Genomic DNA, 18,552 nt, shown 5'->3' on the forward strand with positions numbered 1-18,552 from the left:
GATTATTCTTCGACGATGGCGGAGCGGTCTTCTCCGCCCAGTGCTTCCAGCAGTCCCGGAATCAGCCGGGACAGTTCCAGCGTCATGATGGTGAAGGCGGCATCGAACTTGGCCAGGGCGTCGTCTGCATCCACGCCGTCCAGCTGGTCTTGCAGGGTTTCGCCGAATTTCAGCCGGCGGATGCCCAGTTCTTCATCCAGCACGAACGATACGTTGTCGTCCCAGGTCAGGGCCAGCTTGGTTACCTGCATGCCTGTTTCCAGGTGGTTGCGGATTTCATCGGCTTTCAGGTCCAGGCCCTTGCAGCGCACCACGCCGCCATCTTCTGACGGGTCTTTCAGCTCGCACTCGCTGCCCAGCACAATGGTAGCCGGGTGGTCGATGCTTTCATTCAGCCAGCCGGTGAAGGTAAAGGCCGGGGCCTGTTCCACCGCCGGCGGGCGAACCGGCAGGGAACCCAGGCTTTTGCGCAGGGTAGACGCCAGGTCTTCCGCTTGCTTGGCCGAGCCGGCATCCACCACCAGCACACCGTCCTGGGGTGCCAGGTAGGCAAAGCAGCGGCGGTTGCGGGAAAAGGCCTGGGGCAGCATTTCCAGCATGACCTGTTCTTTGATCTCTTCTTTCTCTTTCTTGCGAACTTTGCGGCCCTGTTCCACTTCAATGGCTTCGGCCCGCTCTTCCACGGCTTCCTTGACCACCGGGCCCGGCAGAATCTTTTCTTCCTTGCGCAGGGCAATCAGGTGATAGCCGTTGGCGCTGTGTACCAGTTGATCGCCGTGCTTGCCCAGCGGTGGAACCCAGCCCTGACGGGTGGTTTCCTGTGGGCCGCACGGTTTGAAAGCATCGGCCTGAAGCTTCTCTTCCAGTGCTTCGGCGGAGATATCAAAAGGCTTGGTAAAACGGAAAATCCGGGCGTTGCGGAACCACATGGGGCTAAATCCTTGCTAGAGGCTGTTGGTACAAAAAGGAGGGGGATGATACGGCTACCGCCGGTAGCCGTAAAGTGACGGCCGAGTGGTCAGATGTGCATGATCTCGACCAGTACGGTCTTCACAAGAAAGCCTACAACGCCTGCGCCCAGCACGGTAAACAGGGCGATGGTGCCAAACTTGCCGGCCTGGGATTTCTTGGCCAGGTCCCAAACGATAAAACCCATCCAGACAATCAGGCCGGTCAGAAACACCAGCATGGCGATCTGGGAAAATACTGCTTCGTTCATGGTTACTCCGATATCAACTGAAACTGATCTTTGCAGGTTGGAACACGCCGGTTACTGCTCGTCTCTCAGGAACACCCAGTTGTTGTTATCGGACTGCTCTTCACTGAAGTAGTAGCCTTCCAGGTTGAATCCTTTCAGGTCATCGGCCTGGGTAATCCGGTTCTGGATGGCGTAGCGGCACATCAGCCCGCGGGCTTTCTTGGCGTAGAAGCTGATCATCTTGTACTGGCCGTTCTTCCAGTCTTTGAACTGGGGGGTCACCAGGCGGCCGTCGATGTCTTTCTTCTGAACGCTCTTGAAGTATTCGTTGGAGGCCAGGTTAACCAGCACCTTGTCGTCTGCTGCGAGCAGCTCGTTCAGGGCCTTGGTGAGTTTGCTTCCCCAGAAGGCGTAGAGGTCTTTGCCACGCTTGTTCTCGAACTTCGTGCCCATTTCCAGCCGGTAGGGCTGCATCAGGTCCAGCGGCTTGAGCAGGCCATACAGGCCGGACAGCATACGCAGGTGCTGCTGGGCAAAGGCGAAGTCGTCTTCGCTGAAGCTTTCAGCGTCCAGCCCGGTGTACACATCGCCTTTGAAGGCCAGGATGGCCTGGCGGGCGTTGTCCGGAGTGAACGGTGTGTGCCAGGTACGGAAGCGCTCGGCGTTGAGCTGGCCGAGCTTGTCGCTGATGCTCATCAGGTTGCTCACCTGATGGGGTTCCAGTTCCTTGAGCTGGTCGATCAGCTCGCAGGCATCATCCAGGTAGTCCGGTTGGGTATAGGTTTCCGTCACCAGCGGGCTCTCGTAATCCAGAGTCTTGGCGGGGGAAATAATCATCAGCATGTCAGCAGATCCTCATTGCAGAAACGTGAGTAACTGGTCCCTGGTAAACGGCCAGCCAAGTTCCGCACCGGTATCGTTACGGCGCAGCACCGGGATGCGGGTGCCGTAACGCTCAACCAGCTCTTCCGACTGGGCAATATCCACCACATCCACCGGGATGGGCTCCGGCATGGGCGTGTTTACCAGCAGGGCTTCTGCCAGTTCGCACAGGTGGCAATTGGAGGTGGTGTAAAACAACAGTTCCATTACTTTTTCGGCTGTGCGTCGATTTGCTGGCCGTTTACACCCCGGCTGTCTTTACCCATCAGGTACAGGTACACCGGCATCAGCGCTTCGGGCTCCGGGTTTTTCTTCGGATCTTCCGCCGGGTAGGCCAGCAGGCGCATGCCGGTGCGGGTCGCACCCGGGTTCAGGCTGTTCACCCGAATGTTATTGCGTTCGTCGTCCAGCTCGTCGGCCAGCAACTGGGCCAGTCCTTCCACGGCGAACTTGGATACCGCATAGGCACCCCAGTAGGCGCGTGCCTGGCGGCCGACACCGGAGGAGGTGAAGATCATCGACGCATCATCGGATTTGCGCAGCAGCGGAATCATCGCCCGGCTGAGCAGGAACGGGGCGGTGGCGTTTACATGCATCACCTTGTTCCAGGTTTCCGGGTCGTACAGTTCTACCGGGCTGCGGGAGCCCAGAATACCGGCGTTATGCAGCAGGCCATCCAGCCGACCGAAGTTTTCCTCGATGGTCATGGCCAGTTCTTCGTAGTCCTTGACCGCCGCGCCTTCGAAGTTCATCGGCACAATGGCCGGTTGCGGATGGCCGGCGGCTTCGATTTCGTCGTAGACCTCTTCCAGCCGGCCTACGGTGCGGCCCACCAGAATCACGGTGGCGCCGTGGGCGGCGTAGGCTTTGGCGGCGGCGCGGCCAATGCCGCTACCGGCTCCGGTTACCATGACAATGCGGTCTTTCAGAAGATCGGCGGGTGCCTGGTAATCTTGCATAACCTGTCTCCGTGTTCAGGCGTTTTCCGGCCCGAATAGTGCCGGGGTTGAACGAAAAAGGGGGCTTATTGTAACAGCTTTGCCAGGTCGCTGACGGTGTCGGCAATGATGTCGGCTTGCCACAGATCAACCGTGTGGGGTTGCTCGATGTAACCGTAGCGCACAGCGATGGTGCGCATGCCGGCGTTACGGCCGGCTTCGATATCCCTTTCGTGGTCGCCAACATACACGGCCTGTTCCGGCGCAGCACCAATTCTCTGGCAGGCCAGGAACAGCGGCTCCGGGTGTGGCTTGCGTTCGCTGACGTGGTCCGGGCAGATCAGGGTGGCGCAACGTTGGGCCAGCCCCAGTGCCTGTACCAGCGGCTCAGCAAAGCGCACCGGCTTGTTGGTGACAATGCCCCAGGGAATGCCCCGGGCTTCCAGGTTTGCCAGCAGTGAGTCCATGCCCTCGAACAGGGTGGTTTCTACCGCTACGCCCGCCTCGTATAGGTCCAGGAAAGCCGTGTGCTTTTCCACGTAGCCGTCATGCTCTGGCTCCAGCCCGAAACCGACCCGGATCATGGCCCTTGCGCCATTGGACACCGAAGGGCGGATTTGCTCGGCCGCCAGCGGTTCAAGGTTATGGAGCTGGCGCAGCTGGTTCAGGCAGCGGATGAAATCCGGTGCGGTGTCGATCAGGGTGCCGTCCAGGTCAAACAGTACCGCAGAGGGTTTTTGGTCAGTCTTCACGAATATCCCGCGCGTGCATCAGGTAGTTGACGTCGACATCACGGCCCAGCTTGTAGCTTTTGGTGATGGGGTTGTAGGTCATACCGGTAAGCTCGCGCACGTCCAGCCCGGCGTGGCGCAGGTAGTCGGACATTTCCGAGGGCCGGATGAACTTCTTCCACTCGTGGGTGCCCTTGGGCAGCATGTTCAGCACGTATTCCGCGCCCACAATGGCAAACAGGAAGGACTTCGGGTTGCGGTTGATGGTCGACACAAACAGGTGGCCGCCCGGGCGCAACATGGCCGCGCAAGACTTGATGACCGAGCCCGGGTCCGGAACGTGCTCCAGCATTTCCAGGCAGGTGACGGCGTCGTACTGGCCGGCATGTTCCGGGTCCCGGGCCAGCTCTTCGATGGTGGTCTGGCGGTAGTCCACCTTCACACCGGATTCCATGCCGTGCAGCCGAGCTACGTTCAGCGGGGCTTCGCCCATGTCGATGCCGGTAACGTGGGCACCACGCAGGGCCATGCCTTCAGACAGCAGACCTCCACCACAGCCAACATCCAGTACTTTCTTGCCTGCCAGCGATACCCGCTCGTCGATGTAGTTCAGGCGCAGGGGATTGATGTCGTGAAGCGGCTTGAACTCGCTGCTGGGGTCCCACCAGCGGCCGGCCAGTGCTTCAAACTTGGCAATCTCGTTCTGGTCTACGTTCTGGTTGCTCATGGAGTGCACCTGGTTGAGATAATTAACTGAGAATCTTGTTGCGCCAGTCGCTGACACGCAGCATCAGGTCTGGCACATCGATACGGGTCAAACGGCCGTCCTGTACCTGAGGTACGCCGTGAATCCAGCTGTGGCTTACTGCCCGGCCATGGTTGCTGTACACCAGGTGAGAGGCCGGGTCGTACACGGGCTGCAGGAACGGGTCGCTGAGATCAACGGCAATCAGGTCGGCCAGTTTGCCGGGCACCAGCGAGCCCAGTTCGTGGTCGCGGCCCAGGGCCCGGGCACCGTTAATGGTCGCCATCCTGAGTGCGCTGTGTGCCGACACGGCGGCAGCATCCCCGGCCACCACCTTGGCCACCATGGCCGCGGTTTTCAGTTCGCCGAACAGGTCGAGGTCGTTGTTGCTGGCGGCGCCGTCGGTACCGATAGTGATATTGATGTTGCTGTCGATCAGCTTCTGGACCGGGCAAAAGCCACTGGCGAGCTTCAGGTTCGATTCCGGGCAGTGGACGATGTGTCCTCCGGCCCGGGCCAGATGCTCCAGGTCGGAATCGTCAATCTGGGTCATGTGCACATACTGGCTGTTCGGGCCGAGTACGCCCAGTTCTGCCATCCGGGATACCGGGCGTTTGCCGGTGGCTTTGACGGCTTCGTCCACTTCGAAGGCGGTTTCGTGCAGGTGTATTTGCAGGGGCGCACCGGTTTCCTCTGCCAGCTTAACGGCTGCCGTCAGCGGTTGGTCAGACACGGTATAGGGTGCATGGGGGCCGATGGCGGGCATGATGTATTCGTCGTGCTGCCACTGGGCAATCAGGTCAGCACCTTTGCGCAGGTAATCCTCCGGGCCGGAGCCCCACACCGTCGGGTTGTCCAGCAGGGGGAAGCAGATCTGTGCGCGCATGCCAACGTCGTGGGCCATCTGGGCAGTCACTTCGGGGAAGAAATACATATCCGAGAAGGTGGTGGTGCCGGTGCGCAGCATTTCGGCCATGGCCAGGCGGGTGCCGTCCAGAACAAAGGGTTCGCTGACAAAACGGCCTTCGGCCGGCCAGATGTGGTCGTTCAGCCAGGTCATCAGTGGCAGGTCGTCGGCCATGCCTCGGAACAGGGACATCGCGGTGTGGCCGTGCAGGTTGATCAGCCCCGGCAGGACCACGTGCTGGTCCAGGTTGATGGTTTCCCGGGTGCGGAACTTCTGGTCTGCTTCGCTCTGGGGCAGGATATCGGCAATACGGCTGCCCTGAAGGATAACGGCCTGGTGTTCCAGAACCACGCCAAAGGGTTCCATGGGTATCAGCCAGCGCGCGTTGATCCGGGTGTCGGCCGCAGTAATGGTGTCTGCCGTCATTAACCTGCCTTGTCAGCTATTGGCACGGTTGATCGTGCCGGAAAATTCAACTCGGAAGTATAACCAGCCCGCTGCAACAGAACTACCCCGGCCACCGGGCCAATGGAGGTATAAACGAGGTAGGAAAAAGCTATACTGCGTTTTTTTCACCCTCTGCGGAGCTGTTTATGGCCAATTCCCCTTCCTCCCGTTCCATGGGCACTGTAGCCATGCGCTGGCATGGCGACCGGCTTGAGCTGCTGGACCAGCGATTGCTGCCTGGGGAGGAGCACTGGATTACCTCGGAGGGCGCTTCCGGCGTGGCTCAGTGTATTACCGATATGGTGGTTCGGGGGGCGCCCGCTATTGGTATCAGTGCCGCCTACGGAGTTGCCCTGGCGGCACGCCATGCCGGTACTGACGATTGGCAGGGCGAGATTGAGCGGGCGATGGATGAACTGGCCCGTTCCCGCCCGACCGCGGTAAACCTGTTCTGGGCCCTGGAGCGCATGGGCAGGGTCTTCCGGGCGTGCCAGTCCTTGCCCGAAGCAGCGGAGCAACTGGCTGCCGAAGCGGTACGTATTCACGAGGAAGACCTGGCAGCCAACCTTGCCATGGCGGACCATGCGCTGGAGGTCATGGACTTACAGGCACCCATATCCGTGCTGACACACTGCAATACCGGAGCCCTGGCCACTGGTGGTTATGGCACGGCACTGGGAGTAATCCGTCGCTTGCATGAGAAGCAGTTGCTGGAACGGGTGTACGCGGATGAAACCCGCCCCTGGCTGCAAGGCAGTCGTCTGACGGCCTGGGAACTGACCCGTGATGAAATCCCCGTCACCCTGAATGCCGATGGTGCAGCGGCCGCCATCCTGGCCAGCGGTAAGGTGAAGTGGATTGTGGTGGGGGCAGACCGTATTACGGCCAATGGTGATGTGGCCAACAAGATCGGTACCTACAACCTGGCGGTGCTGGCACGTTATCACAATGTGGGCTTTATGGTGGTGGCGCCGTCCAGCACCGTGGATATGGCCCTGGCGTCTGGCGCGCAGATTCCCATTGAAGAGCGGGAAGGTACGGAAGTCCGGGAGATTCGGGGCATTGCGCTGGCGCCGGCGGGCGTGGAGGTGTTCAACCCGGTGTTCGATGTTACCCCGGCCAGCCTGATTGATGCGATCGTAACCGAGAAGGGCGCTGTCCGGCATCCGGACCTGGCGGCCATGCAGGCGCTATTTGCCTGATTCTTTGCCGGCCCCGGACTTTCCTGCGGTGGCCTGGCCGGCCTGGAGGTTTGCTTTCAGGTCGGCCACCTGCTTTTCCTGCTCTTCCACGAAGTGCATGGACATCTCAAAGCTGTGGCGGGTGAATTCCAGAACCTTGCGGAAGCCTTCATCCGACAGGGTGCGGGCATCGTCATGGCGCCGGAAAATATTGATAAATTCCCGCTCCCGCTCGAACTGCAGCGGTATGCGCCCGATGCCCCAGTCGTTCAGCAGTTGCCACACCTCCGGGTTGTAGTTGCGGGTGGTGCGCATGATGAAGGGGATCGGATCGTTGCGGGCAATCAGTGCCGCAAGGCGCAGAATCAGCTCGAAGGACAGGGTAGACGTACCGTTCTCGATGGCTTCCAGCAGGGACTTGTCTTTCAGGTTGAGGGCTTCGCTCATTTCCGAAAGCGTAAGCCCGGCCACTTCGCGGATGTCTTTCATGGACTGGCCGGCGGTGAGCATGGCCCGCAGCTGATCCTGGGAGTTAATCAGCGCGCGGCCCACCCGCAGGGAGGTATCGGTTGCCTTGGCACCCAGGCGAAGGGCAGAACCGGTAAATCCCGCTATCCGCTCCAGTATGCCTTCCGGGCTCCTGGCCTTGTTATCGCGGCCTGCCAGGCTTTCCACTTCTTCCATGGAGCGCATGGCGTGCAGGGCATCCAGCAGCATGTCCCGGAACAGGGCGGCGCGCTGCTGGCTATCCTGGTTGGCTGGCTCCCGGTCGGTGTCTGCCATGCGGTTACCGGGTTTCGGCTTTGGCCGCGAACTGTGTGGGCGACAGGATAGAGGCGGTGCGCTGGTCCAGTTCCAGCAGGTCAGCCATGATGTGGCCGCCTTCACGGATCACGAAGTCCAGTTCGTCATCGGTGGTGTCCAGGTCTGCGGCCTGCTCGTCCTGCCATTGCTCGAGGTCTTCCAGGGTGTCGAACGGCTCTTCACCGCGCAATTCCCTGCGGGCGTTGGCAATGGTCAGCCGGGTATTTTCAATCTGGCTGTGCTGGTCCTTCCGCTCGGCGTGGTTCAGGCTTACGTAGTCCATCTGCCGCTGCTGGGTAAGGAATTCGATTTCTTTCTGCAGCAGGCTGAATTCCGGGTTGGTCGCAAACCGGTCTTCATGGCGCTCCCGCAGTTCATCGATAATGCCGCTGAAGTCGAAGTAACGGTTATGGGGCACCGCTTCAATCTGGTCCCAGGGCAGGGCGTGGTCCAGGGCATCTTCGCCGATGCGGGTTTTGTCGATGCGTGACGGAATCTCGATGTCCGGAATCACCCCTTTATGCTGGGTAGAACCGCCGGATACCCGGTAAAACTTGGACTGGGTAATCTTCAGCTGGCCGTGGTTCAGGGGCCGAACCGCCTGTACCGTACCCTTGCCGAAGGTTTGGGAGCCTACAACCAGGCCGCGACCGTAATCCTGGATGGCGCCGGCAAAGATTTCCGAAGCCGAGGCACTCATGCGGTTAACCAGCACCACCAGCGGGCCGTCGTAAACCACGGTGGGGTCTTCGTCGTTCAGCACCTGAACATCGTTGTTGGCGTTACGGATCTGCACTGTCGGGCCTTTGTCGATAAACAGGCCTACCAGGTCGTTGGCTTCGTGCAGGGCGCCGCCACCGTTGTTGCGCAGGTCCATCACCACGCCATCGACACCGTCTTCTTTCAGTTCGCTGATCAGCCTGCGAACGTCCCGGGTGGTGCTTTTATAATTGGGATCACCTGCCTGCATGGCCTGGAAATCGGCATAGAAGGTGGGAATGGTGATCACGCCAATGCGATAGTCCTGGCCCTTACGTTCCAGTTCGATCACTTCCTTGCTGGCGCTCTGTTCTTCCAGCTTGACCTCGTCCCGGCTGATATCGATCGAGCGGGTAACGCTTTCGTCCGAAGCGTTGGCCGGAATCACTTCCAGGGTGACGGTTGAGTTGCGGGGGCCGCGAATCAGGTCCACCACTTCATCCAGGCGCCAGCCGATCACGTTGACCGGTTTTTCGCCCTCCTGTGCAACTGACACAATGCGGTCTGCCGGTTGCAGCTGGCCTTGTTTGGAGGCCGGGCCGCCGGGAACCAGGCGCACCACCTTGGTGTATCCGTTGTCGGACTGCAGCACCGCGCCAATGCCCTCGAGGGACAGGCTCATGTTGATGTTGAAGTTCTCCGAGGTGCGCGGAGAGAAGTAGGAGGTGTGCGGGTCCCACATGCCGGTGAAGGCGTTCATGTAGGCCTGGAAGGCATCTTCGCTGCGAGCCTGGTAAGCGCGCTTCAGCTGGCCTTCGTAGCGGCGGCGCAGGTTGTCTTCGATGACGTCGTCTTCAGTACCGTTCAGGCGCTGGGCCAGCACCGCGTTCTTGATGCGTTTGATCCAGAGCTGGTCCAGTGCCGCGCTGTCGGCTTCCCAGGGTGCTTCGGACCGGTCAACGCGGATTTGATCGTTGCCTTCGAAGTCCAGGTTATCAATGCCCTCGTCGATCAGCGACAGGGCGAACTGCAGGCGCTCGATAACCCGCTGCTGCACCAGGTTGTAGATATCAAAGCCCGGTTGCAGCTGGCCGGTTTTCAGGGCCGAGCCCAGGCGGTTACGGACGCTGGAGAGTGCGTCGATGTCCTGCTGGGTCAGGTAAACGCGCTGGTTGTCCAGGTAGTCCAGGTAGGCATCAAACACATCGCCAGAGAGTTCGTCACTGATACCCAGGTTGCGGAAATGGGTGAACTGAAGCTGGCGGGCAATCAGGATGTTGGCCCGGGCCTGGTCAATGGTGGGCGCGACCGGCTCGTAGATAGCCGAGTCATCCAGCTTTGCCTGCAAACCGGACAGTCCCGGCACCAGCAGGGCAAGGCCCAGTGCTGTACAAAGCCCCGCTTTTTTCAGGGTGGCCGGCCGGGGGCTGTGTTGTCTGATTCTTTCCGCAATGCTCATAAATGCATACCTGGCGATACTGGGTGTCTGGTAACGCGTAAGCCGCTGTTCTACCCGTGACTGATAAATTTATTGTAGGCAACCGCTACACCTGTTGCCATAGGCCTTGGGTATAGCTTCGTGACAATATGTCCATATACGTTGCGCCCCGGGGTAATAGATTGGGGCAGGTTGCGGGAAGTAAAGTGGCCGGAGGGAGGTCCCCTCCGGCCGGCAGGGTCAGGCGAAGGTTTCGTTGTTCTCTGCTTTGCTCATCAGCAGCGCAGGCGGTGCGAAGCGCTCGCCGTACTGGTCCGCCAGTTGCTGGGCCCGTTCGGCAAAGGCGCGAACGCCGTAATGATTGACGAACTGGATGGCGCCGCCGGTCCAGGGCGCGTAGCCAATGCCGAAGATGCTGCCGATGTTGGCATCTTCCACGGTTCTCAACACGCCTTCTTCCAGGCAGCGGATGGTCTCGATGGCCTGGATGAACAGGATGCGGTCTTTCAGGTCCTGAAGCTGCACGCTGCGGGCCTTGGCCTGGTCTACGAACAAGTTCTCCAGCTCCGGCCACAGGTATTTTTTGCCCTTCTCCGGGTACTCGTAGAAACCGGCGCCGGCGGCTTTGCCTTTGCGGTTGTGGGTATCCACCATCGCATCGATGACGGCTTCGGCCGGATGTGGCTGCCAGGTGCCGCCGGCGGCTTCGGTGTCTTTCCGGCTCTGGGCGCGGATGTGCTGCATCAGGGTCATGCTGACTTCGTCAGAAATCGCCAGTGGACCCACCGGCATGCCGGCCAGCAAACCTGCGTTCTCGATGCTGGAAGGGTGAATGCCCTCGGCCAGCATACTGATGCCTTCGTTCACGAAGGTGCCGAACACCCGGGAGGTGAAGAAGCCGCGGCTGTCGTTCACCACAATGGGGATTTTGCCGATCTGCTGCACGTAGTCGAATGCGCGGGCCAGGGTGTCATCGGAGGTTTTCTCGCCCACGATGATTTCCACCAACTGCATCTTGTCCACCGGGGAGAAGAAGTGCAGGCCGATGAAGTTGTCCGGCTTGGCGGAGGCCTTGGCCAGCTGGGTAATGGGGATGGTGGAGGTGTTGGAGGCAAAGATGCCGTTGGTCACCATTTTCGGCTCGGATTCCTGGGTAACCTTTGCCTTCAAATCGCTGTCTTCGAACACGGCTTCGATGATCAGGTCGCAACCTTCCAGATCGTCGGCGGAAGCCGTGGCTTTAATTCGGGCCAGCACCTCGTCTTTCTGGGCTTCGGTCATGCGGCCGCGGCTGACTTTCTTGGCCAGCAGGTTCTCGGAGTAGCTTTTGCCCTTCTCCGCGTTTTCCACGGAAACATCCTTCAGCACCACCTCAATGCCGCGGCTGGCAGTGGAGTAGGCAATGCCGGCACCCATCATGCCTGCACCCAGTACGCCCACTTTCTTGAAGGTTTCTTTTTCCACACCATCCGGGCGACTGCCGCCGGCCTTGATGGCGTTGAGTTGGAACCAGAAGGTGCCGGTCATGTTCTTGGCAACCTGGCCAGTGGCCAGCTCGGCAAAGTATCGGGTTTCAATCAGGCTGCCGTTGTCGAAGTCCACCTGAGCGCCTTCCACGGCTGCTGCCAGAATCCGCTCAGGGGCAGGGTAACAGCCCTTGGTTTTTTGCCGCAGCATGGCCGGTGCGATGGCCAGTTTCTGTGCCATGGCTGGATGATGTGGGGCGCCGCCGGGGAATTTGAAGCCTTTCTGGTCCCAGGGTTGCTGGCACTTGGGGTTGGCTTCGATAAAGGCCCGGGCCTTGGCGATCATGTCTTCCGGTGAACTGGCCAATTCATTCATGATGCCGGCTTTCAGGGCCGCTTTCGGATTCACCTTTTTGCCTTCCATCAGGAACGGGAAAGCCGCTTCCAGGCCAATCATCCGGGGCAGGCGCTGGGTGCCGCCACCGCCGGGCAGCAGGCCCAGGGTCACTTCCGGCAGGCCCAGCTGGGTGCGGTCGTCATCAATGGCAACGCGGTAATGACACGCCAGCGCCAGTTCCAGTCCGCCGCCGAGGGCGGTGCCGTTAATGGCGGCCACCACGGGTTTGCCACAGGTTTCCAGCGCCCGCATATCGGCTTTCAGACAGTTGATCATGGCCTCGAAGTCTTTGGCCTGCTCGCGGGTGACTTCGTACAGTTCGTTCAGGTCGCCGCCGGCGAAGAAGGTTTTCTTGGCTGAGGCGATAATGATGCCTTTGATGTTGTCCAGGTCACCTTTGACCTTGTTGACGGTGTCGGTCAGGGCGGTGCGAAACTCGCCGTTCATGGTGTTAGCGGACTGGCCCGGCATGTCGATGGTCAGGGTCAGAATCTGGTCTGAACCCAGGTCGTATTGGATGGCACTCATGGTCGGTTCCTTTTATTTGAAAGTGGCGTTCAGACGCGCTCGATGATGGTGGCAATGCCCATGCCGCCGCCCACACACAGGGTGGCCAGGCCGTAGCGCAGTTCACGGCGTTCCAGTTCATCCAGCAGGGTGCCGAGGATGATGGCACCGGTAGCACCCAGCGGGTGACCCATGGCGATGGCGCCGCCGTTTACATTCACTTTCTCGTCCGGAACGGACAGTTCTTTCTGGAAGCGCATCACCACTGAGGCAAAGGCTTCGTTCACTTCAAACAGGTCGATCTGGTCCACGGTCATGCCGGCTTTCTCCAGCGCCTTGCGGGCGGCGGGGGCAGGGCCGGTGAGCATGATGGTGGGGTCTGTGCTGGTGACCGCGGTGGCGACAATGCGGGCACGGGGCTTCAGGCCCAGTTCCTTGCCCTTGGCTTCGCTGCCAATCAGCACGGCGGTGGCACCGTCGACAATGCCGGAGGAGTTGCCGGCGTGGTGCACGTGGTTGATCTTTTCCACGTAGTGATATTTTTCACGAGCCACGCCATCGAAGCCCATCTCACCCATCATCTGGAACGAGGGCTTGAGGCCGGCCAGGGATTCTACGGTGGTGTTACCGCGCACATGCTCGTCCCGGTCCAGAATCACCACGCCATTCTGGTCGGTGACCGGGACAATGGATTTGGCGAAGTAGCCCTTGCCCCAGGCGTTGGCGGCTTTTTGCTGGGATTTCACCGCAAAGCCGTCGACATCTTCACGGCTGAAGCCTTCCAGAGTGGCGATCAGGTCTGCACCGATGCCCTGGGGCATAAAGCCGGTGTGCAGGTTGGTTTCCGGGTCGGTGGCCCAGGCGCCGCCATCGGAGCCCATGGGTACGCGGGACATGGCTTCAACGCCGCCCGCGACCACCATGTCTTCCCAACCGGAGCGTACTTTCATGGCGGCCAGGTTGACGGCTTCCAGGCCGGAGGCGCAGAAACGGTTCAGGGTGACGCCGGCCACTTTCTCGTCCCAGTCGGCGGCGAGTGCGGCGGTTTTGGCAATGTCTGCGCCCTGGTCGCCTACGGCGGTGACGCAGCCCATGACAATGTCGTCCACCTGGGCGGTATCCAGCTGGTTACGTTCCTGCAGGGCTTTGAGTACCGTGGTGAGCAGGCTGATGGGTTTTACGCTGTGCAGTGAACCGTCTTTCTTGCCGCGGCCGCGGGGAGTGCGAACGGCATCGAATATGTACGCCTCGGTGGTCATATCTGTTCCTCTGATTGTTATCCGGGCTTGTTGTCAAAGAGTGATAACCATAGCGGTTCAGTGTAGTACCCGGTAATGACAGCCGCTGCCAATCCCATTGGCGAAATTGCTCAGCCCGGAAACAAAAAATCCCTGCCGGAGCAGGGATTTTGGATCAGAGGAGCGGGGCGACTGTTTAATCGCTGCCGAGCATAACCTCCAGTGCGCGATTCAGGCGGTCGGCGTTGCTGGCGGATACGTCCTCTACCTCCGGGTGCAGGCACCACAGGGCAATCAGTTTTTCCAGCTCCTGTGCCGGCGCTTCTGTTTCTGTGTTGCCCATACCTTCGGTCAGGCGCTGCACCTGGATTTCCATCCTGCGAGGCTGGTCCTGTTCCGGGGTATCGGCGCCGGCGAGGATCTCCGCACGAATGGCCAGGTCCCGGCCTGACACTGCTGGCTGGTTCTGTGCCAGGCGGGCCCAGCTGTCAGGCGCGGTTTGCGGATCCAGGGAGTTGTTTACCCGGCCCGCCACCAGGCTTTGCCAGTCGTCGATTTTCTGTTTCAACTTACGGGTGCGGGCGGTCTGGGCCAGGCGCTTTTTCAGCTCCTGAACCTGTTCCCGAACCGGCTTGGACAACGGATTACCGGCCAGGCCGTTCAATTGTTCGATGGCGCCGGCGATGGACTGGTCATCGGAGTCAGTGCCAAGTTCCCGCAGCTGGGCAACGGTTTCGAGTGCCGCCTGGTCTGCCTGTTCGGTTGCCTCCTGCTGTGCGGAGCGCTGGGCATCGCGGCGGGCAAAGATCTGGTCACAGGCTGTGCGGAACGCCTGCCAGAGTTTGCGGTCTTCCCGGTGCCGGGTGATGCCGACGGCTTTCCAGTCGTTTTGCAGGGCCTTGGCTTGCTCCATGGCTTCCTGCAGGGGCTCGTGGCTGATCAGCGCCCCGGCTTTTTCGACGATGCCTTGTTTGAGGGTTTCGTTCTTTTTGCGCTCTTCGTCCAGCGGGCGCTCAAGCTGCTTCAGCAAGTCGTCAAAACGCTTCTGGATTTGCCGGTTGTCGCGGAAGTCCACGGGCCAGGCCGATTTCCACTCCTGCCGGGCAGTCTGGTGAATGCGCTCGGCGCCTTTCCAGTCGATGGCGGTCCAGTCTGCGTTGTCCAGGAAACTAGCCAGCTGGTCGCAGATGGCCTGGCGCTTCTGCAGGTTGGCCTGTTTAAGGTCCGATTTTGCCTCGAAGTAGGCTTTGCAGGGTTCGTAGGCCTTGTCAGACGCGGCCTTGAACCGGCTCCACAGGGCCCTGTCAGACGAACCGCCCAGGTCACGCCATTCACTCTGCAGCTCCTTGATGCGCTCCGCCTTGGCTTCCGGCTCGATGGGTTGTTCTGCCAGGTATTCCATTTGCTCGCACAGGGATACCTGCTTGGGTTCGGTAGCAAAGCCCTGCCAGTCGCTGAGCTCCCGGAACTGGCCGGCAAGCAGTTGCATGCGGGCCTGGAAGCCACGACGGTTTCGGCCATCCAGTTGCTGGAACTGGTTCTGGGCGGTTTTCAGAAGTTGCTTTGATTCCTTGAACTGCCTGGCTTCCAGGGCAGCTTCCAGGTCCGGAAGGGTGGCCTTCAGAGCTGACATAACCGCGCTTTGCTGTTCCTGGTTGGCATCTGCCGGTTTCGCGGCTCTGGGTTTGCCGGCCAGCTTGCGTACAGGTTCCAGCCTGGCGGGCTGGGGGAATTCTGCCGGCCACTCCAGTTCCTTGAGCAGTTGCCTTGCAGCATCACGTTGCTCGTCGGTTGCCTCGTCTGATCCGGCCGCTTCACCCAGGCTGGCAATGCTGTCTTTCATGGTTTCCAGGCGGCGCACGGCACTCAGGTAGTTGCGCAAGCCCAGCATCTGCTGCTCGTATTCTTTCTGCTCCTGCTTGCTTACCTGGGTGTCACGGGTGGCCTCCAGCCAGCGGTTTTCCTGGGTTTTCTGCAGGGCGTCCAGGGCCGAGGCCGAAGGCAGGTCTTCTGCGGAGGCAGTTTGCAGGTCTGTCAGGGTCTGCTGGAGCAGTTCCAGGGTCTCGGTTCTCTGGCGGGCCTGCTCCTGGTGGCGCTTTTCGTCTTCCTGTACCTGTTTAAACTGTTTCAGCCGCTCCCGGCAGTCGTGCACGGCAGCCAGGAATTGCCCGGCCTGTTCGGCACTGGCGCTGGCTTCAACGCTGCGCCAGCTTTCCTGTGCTGCGTCGAGCCGGGCTTCGTAAAGCTTGGTGTCTTCACTGCGGGCCTGGTCCTGTACCTGGGTGATCAGGGCTTCGATACGCTGTTGTACGGCGGTTTCGGCGGCCTGCTGGTCTTTCACGGTTTGCAGGCTTTGCTTGATTGCCTGGTAGACACCCTTGTCCCGGCCCTTGGCCTGCTTGAGCACCTGCTGCAGGAGCTCTTCCTGCTGAAGGCCGTTGGCGGCTTCCAGGCGAATGGCAGCGGTTACGCCGTCAATGGCAAGCTGGGCGAGTTCGGGCTGTGGCGGATTGTTTCTGAGCTGGTTTTCCTGGGATTCCCGCAGAAGCTGTCGTTCGTTTTGGGCTTCCTGCTGGCTGGCCTCGGCCGCTTTTGGCGTGCTGTTTTTCGGAGCGCTTGCCGGGGTTGCCTTGCGGGATTTGAACAGTCTCTGAATGAATGCAGCCATATAAAGGTATCCTTCGGGATTGAAACCAGTCTGCGGTGGCGGCAAAGTGTGCTGCCACCGGCCACAAGCACGGTCGGGTGTGCCGGGCGGTGTGTGAAATCGGCCGGTAGTCTAGCGTTTTGCAAGCCATCGCGGAAAGGGGCTGTATGGCAAAAAGAGATGAAAATCCCGAAGACCAGGATTACAAGGCCCGCTCGGTGGCGCTGCGCCTGCTGGCTCGGCGTGAACACAGTCGCCAGGAGCTGGCGCTGAAACTTCGCCAACGGAAGATTGAGCCGGCACTGATCAACACTGTCCTCGATGAATACGAGGATGAAGGATGGCTGGATGATCACCGCTTTGCCGATGTGTTTGCCCGGCAACGGATGGATGCGGGCTACGGGCCCCTGAGAATCCTGGCGGACTTGCAGCAGCGTGGGGTGAACTTCAGCCCCGGGTGCCTCAGTGAAACCACCGAAGAGCAATGGCTGGCATCGGCCGTGCGCCTGAGGGAGAGGCGGTTCGGGCTGGCAAGGCTGGATGATGACCTGAAAGAAAAGTTGCGACAGGCACGGTTTCTGGCCGGGAGAGGCTTTTCCCGTTCACAGGTTGAGCGGGCACTGGAAGCGCGGGCTCCCGAAGACGAGTAACCCGGTTGGCCGGATTACAGTGTGGGCGGGATCAGCCCCAGCTCAGGCGGCAGTGCGGCTCGCAGGCTGGGTGAGCCCGATTCTGGATTGTCCGCGTTGTCGGAACCGTTGGTTCCGTCTTCGGCGCTTTCATCTCTGGCATTGAGGGCGGCCAGGTCTACATCGGTTTCAGACGGTTCTGGCAGCTCCGGTTCCGTGACCCTTACCAGCACATCATAGTAGCGACGGATGTTCTGCACGTAGGCCACCGGCTCGTGCCCACGGGCATAGCCAAAGCGGGTTTTGGTGTACCACTCCTTCTGGGCCAGCAACGGCAGGAATTCCTTCACATCCATCCAGCGATCCGGGTTTTTACCTGCCGATTCCGTTAACCGTCGGGCATCTTCAAGGTGGCCATAGCCCACGTTATAGGAGGCGAGGGCAAACCAGGTGCGGTCCGGTTCCGGAATCCGGTCGGGGATTTTCTCGAGCACCCGGAGGAAATACAGGGCACCACCCTTAATACTTTGCTCCGGGTCCAGGCGGTTACTCACGCCGATATAGTTGGCGGTGGTGCGGGTGAGCATCATCAGCCCGCGCACGCCGGTGGGGGATACCGCATTGGCGCGCCAGTGGGATTCCTGGTAGCCGATCGCTGCAAGCAGGCGCCAGTCCAGGCCGGTTTCACGGGCGTAGCTTTCGAAGGTGGTCTGGTAGGTGGGCAGCCGGTTGTCCACGTGGGTCATGAAGGTTTGGGCACCCACAAAATTGAGCCGGTCCAGGTGGCCATAAAAACGCTCTGCCAGCTGCTCCATCTGGCCGCTATCACGCTGGGCTTCCATGAATCTGGAAGCGGCATTGGCCAGCGAATCATCTTGCTCCGCCGGGAACAGCCAAACCAGCTCTTCCGGTTCGTTCAGGGCGAAGCCTTCGAAGACATCGGGGAAGAAGACGTGGTTCAGGTCGAGCTCGTTCGATGAAACCACCGCGTAGGCGAATTCCCCGGTTTCCACCCGGGCCAGAAGGCCGGCTGCATCGATTTCAGAGTGAACGGCAATAACCGGCGCTGACTCGCCTTCCTGTGCTTCAAGCAGGTGTTCGTGGTTGCTGTCAGCCAGCATGTGGACAGTATCGCCCTGCAGGTCGTCGAGGGTTTCTGGCCTGTCTGCATCCCGGTGGTAGACCACTACGGACTGAACACTGATGCCGGTGGGCACGGTGTGGAACTTGCCTTCGAACTCCGGCAGCCTGGCGAGCCCGGCCATGCCGATGTGGGCGTAGTTTCGGGACAGCACCGAGAGGATTTCGGAGTTGTCTTCAGCAATACGGACTCGCAGCTCTACGCCCAGTTCCCGGGCAAAGTCACTGGCCAGTTCGTAGTCGTACCCGGTTGTGGTTTCCCGTTCCTGGTAATAAATAGAAGGAGCTATGCGGGTAATAACGTGCAGGACACCTTCGTTGCGAACTTCCTGAAGGGCAGTCGGCCGGGAGCAGCCGCTGACCGCCAGTGCAGCCAGCAGAATCAGGGCCACAGGCCTGTGGCTGGTTTTAAAGGTGCTGATCAATCGTGACAAATCCCTGCGCTCCGCATCAGTCGACGTTCCATGCAGTCAGGTGAATGATCCCTCCTTGCCGGAAGGTGGTCAATTGATCTGTTCAATCCATGTGCAAAACAATGTCAATTGTACGCTTTTCCGG

16 protein-coding genes are annotated in these 18,552 nt (G+C 60.2%); 2 read left to right on the plus strand and 14 right to left on the minus strand.

Annotated elements, in window-relative coordinates; genetic code table 11:
* Positions 1-2: 2 nt before the first annotated feature.
* The 8 genes from rdgC to AQ621_RS06010 form a co-directional block, all read right to left on the minus strand.
* Positions 3-929 (minus strand): recombination-associated protein RdgC, encoded by a 927-nt coding sequence (gene rdgC, locus AQ621_RS05975; RefSeq protein ID WP_058340680.1) that lies wholly within the window; start codon positions 927-929, stop codon positions 3-5.
* Positions 930-1,018: 89 nt separating this feature from the next.
* Positions 1,019-1,219 carry a DUF2788 domain-containing protein gene (locus AQ621_RS05980; RefSeq protein ID WP_058340681.1) on the minus strand — a complete coding sequence of 67 codons (201 nt, stop codon included), beginning with the start codon at positions 1,217-1,219 and terminating at the stop codon, positions 1,019-1,021.
* A gap of 51 nt (positions 1,220-1,270) precedes the next feature.
* On the minus strand, positions 1,271-2,041 hold the full coding sequence (gene yaaA / locus AQ621_RS05985; protein WP_058340682.1) for a peroxide stress protein YaaA: 771 nt from the start codon (positions 2,039-2,041) through the stop codon (positions 1,271-1,273).
* Between the two features lie 12 nt (positions 2,042-2,053).
* Entirely contained in the window at positions 2,054-2,287 is a 234-nt protein-coding gene (locus AQ621_RS05990; RefSeq protein WP_058340683.1) for a glutaredoxin family protein, read from the minus strand.
* Positions 2,287-3,039 carry a YciK family oxidoreductase gene (locus AQ621_RS05995; protein ID WP_058340684.1) on the minus strand — a complete coding sequence of 251 codons (753 nt, stop codon included), beginning with the start codon at positions 3,037-3,039 and terminating at the stop codon, positions 2,287-2,289. The genes AQ621_RS05990 and AQ621_RS05995 overlap by 1 nt, the downstream gene beginning before the upstream one ends.
* Before the next feature lie 65 nt (positions 3,040-3,104).
* Complete coding sequence (gene gph / locus AQ621_RS06000; protein WP_058340685.1) at positions 3,105-3,770, minus strand: phosphoglycolate phosphatase; 666 nt, start codon at positions 3,768-3,770, stop codon at positions 3,105-3,107.
* Positions 3,760-4,476 carry a bifunctional 2-polyprenyl-6-hydroxyphenol methylase/3-demethylubiquinol 3-O-methyltransferase UbiG gene (gene ubiG / locus AQ621_RS06005; protein ID WP_058340686.1) on the minus strand — a complete coding sequence of 239 codons (717 nt, stop codon included), beginning with the start codon at positions 4,474-4,476 and terminating at the stop codon, positions 3,760-3,762. The genes gph and ubiG overlap by 11 nt, the downstream gene beginning before the upstream one ends.
* Positions 4,477-4,498: 22 nt before the next feature.
* A complete protein-coding gene (locus AQ621_RS06010) occupies positions 4,499-5,827 on the minus strand; it encodes a TRZ/ATZ family hydrolase (RefSeq protein WP_058340687.1) in 1,329 nt (442 codons plus the stop codon).
* A gap of 167 nt (positions 5,828-5,994) precedes the next feature.
* Between AQ621_RS06010 and mtnA the strand changes: the two genes are divergently transcribed.
* Entirely contained in the window at positions 5,995-7,050 is a 1,056-nt protein-coding gene (gene mtnA, locus AQ621_RS06015) for an S-methyl-5-thioribose-1-phosphate isomerase (RefSeq protein WP_058340688.1), read from the plus strand.
* Here mtnA and AQ621_RS06020 read toward each other — a convergent pair.
* From AQ621_RS06020 to AQ621_RS06040, 5 genes are all read right to left on the minus strand, one after another.
* Positions 7,039-7,812, minus strand: a complete 774-nt coding sequence (locus AQ621_RS06020) for a helix-turn-helix domain-containing protein (protein WP_058340689.1) — start codon at positions 7,810-7,812, stop codon at positions 7,039-7,041. The genes mtnA and AQ621_RS06020 overlap by 12 nt on opposite strands.
* A gap of 4 nt (positions 7,813-7,816) precedes the next feature.
* Positions 7,817-9,991, minus strand: a complete 2,175-nt coding sequence (locus tag AQ621_RS06025; RefSeq protein WP_058340690.1) for a carboxy terminal-processing peptidase — start codon at positions 9,989-9,991, stop codon at positions 7,817-7,819.
* A 219-nt stretch (positions 9,992-10,210) separates the two neighbouring features.
* Complete coding sequence (locus AQ621_RS06030) at positions 10,211-12,361, minus strand: 3-hydroxyacyl-CoA dehydrogenase NAD-binding domain-containing protein (protein WP_058340691.1); 2,151 nt, start codon at positions 12,359-12,361, stop codon at positions 10,211-10,213.
* Positions 12,362-12,390: 29 nt separating this feature from the next.
* Positions 12,391-13,599, minus strand: coding sequence for an acetyl-CoA C-acetyltransferase (locus tag AQ621_RS06035; protein ID WP_058340692.1), 1,209 nt, complete (start codon positions 13,597-13,599; stop codon positions 12,391-12,393).
* A gap of 175 nt (positions 13,600-13,774) precedes the next feature.
* Positions 13,775-16,246 (minus strand): DUF349 domain-containing protein, encoded by a 2,472-nt coding sequence (locus tag AQ621_RS06040; protein ID WP_058340693.1) that lies wholly within the window; start codon positions 16,244-16,246, stop codon positions 13,775-13,777.
* Positions 16,247-16,392: 146 nt separating this feature from the next.
* On the opposite strand from AQ621_RS06040, the gene AQ621_RS06045 reads away from it, so the two are divergent.
* Positions 16,393-16,875, plus strand: a complete 483-nt coding sequence (locus tag AQ621_RS06045; protein ID WP_058340694.1) for a regulatory protein RecX — start codon at positions 16,393-16,395, stop codon at positions 16,873-16,875.
* Positions 16,876-16,889: 14 nt separating this feature from the next.
* Here AQ621_RS06045 and mltF read toward each other — a convergent pair whose 3' ends face one another.
* A complete protein-coding gene (mltF, locus tag AQ621_RS06050; RefSeq protein WP_058340695.1) occupies positions 16,890-18,428 on the minus strand; it encodes a membrane-bound lytic murein transglycosylase MltF in 1,539 nt (512 codons plus the stop codon).
* Positions 18,429-18,552 lie beyond the last annotated feature (124 nt).

The sequence above is a fragment of the Marinobacter sp. P4B1 genome, assembly GCF_001447135.1.
Taxonomy (GTDB): Bacteria; Pseudomonadota; Gammaproteobacteria; order Pseudomonadales; family Oleiphilaceae; genus Marinobacter; species Marinobacter vinifirmus.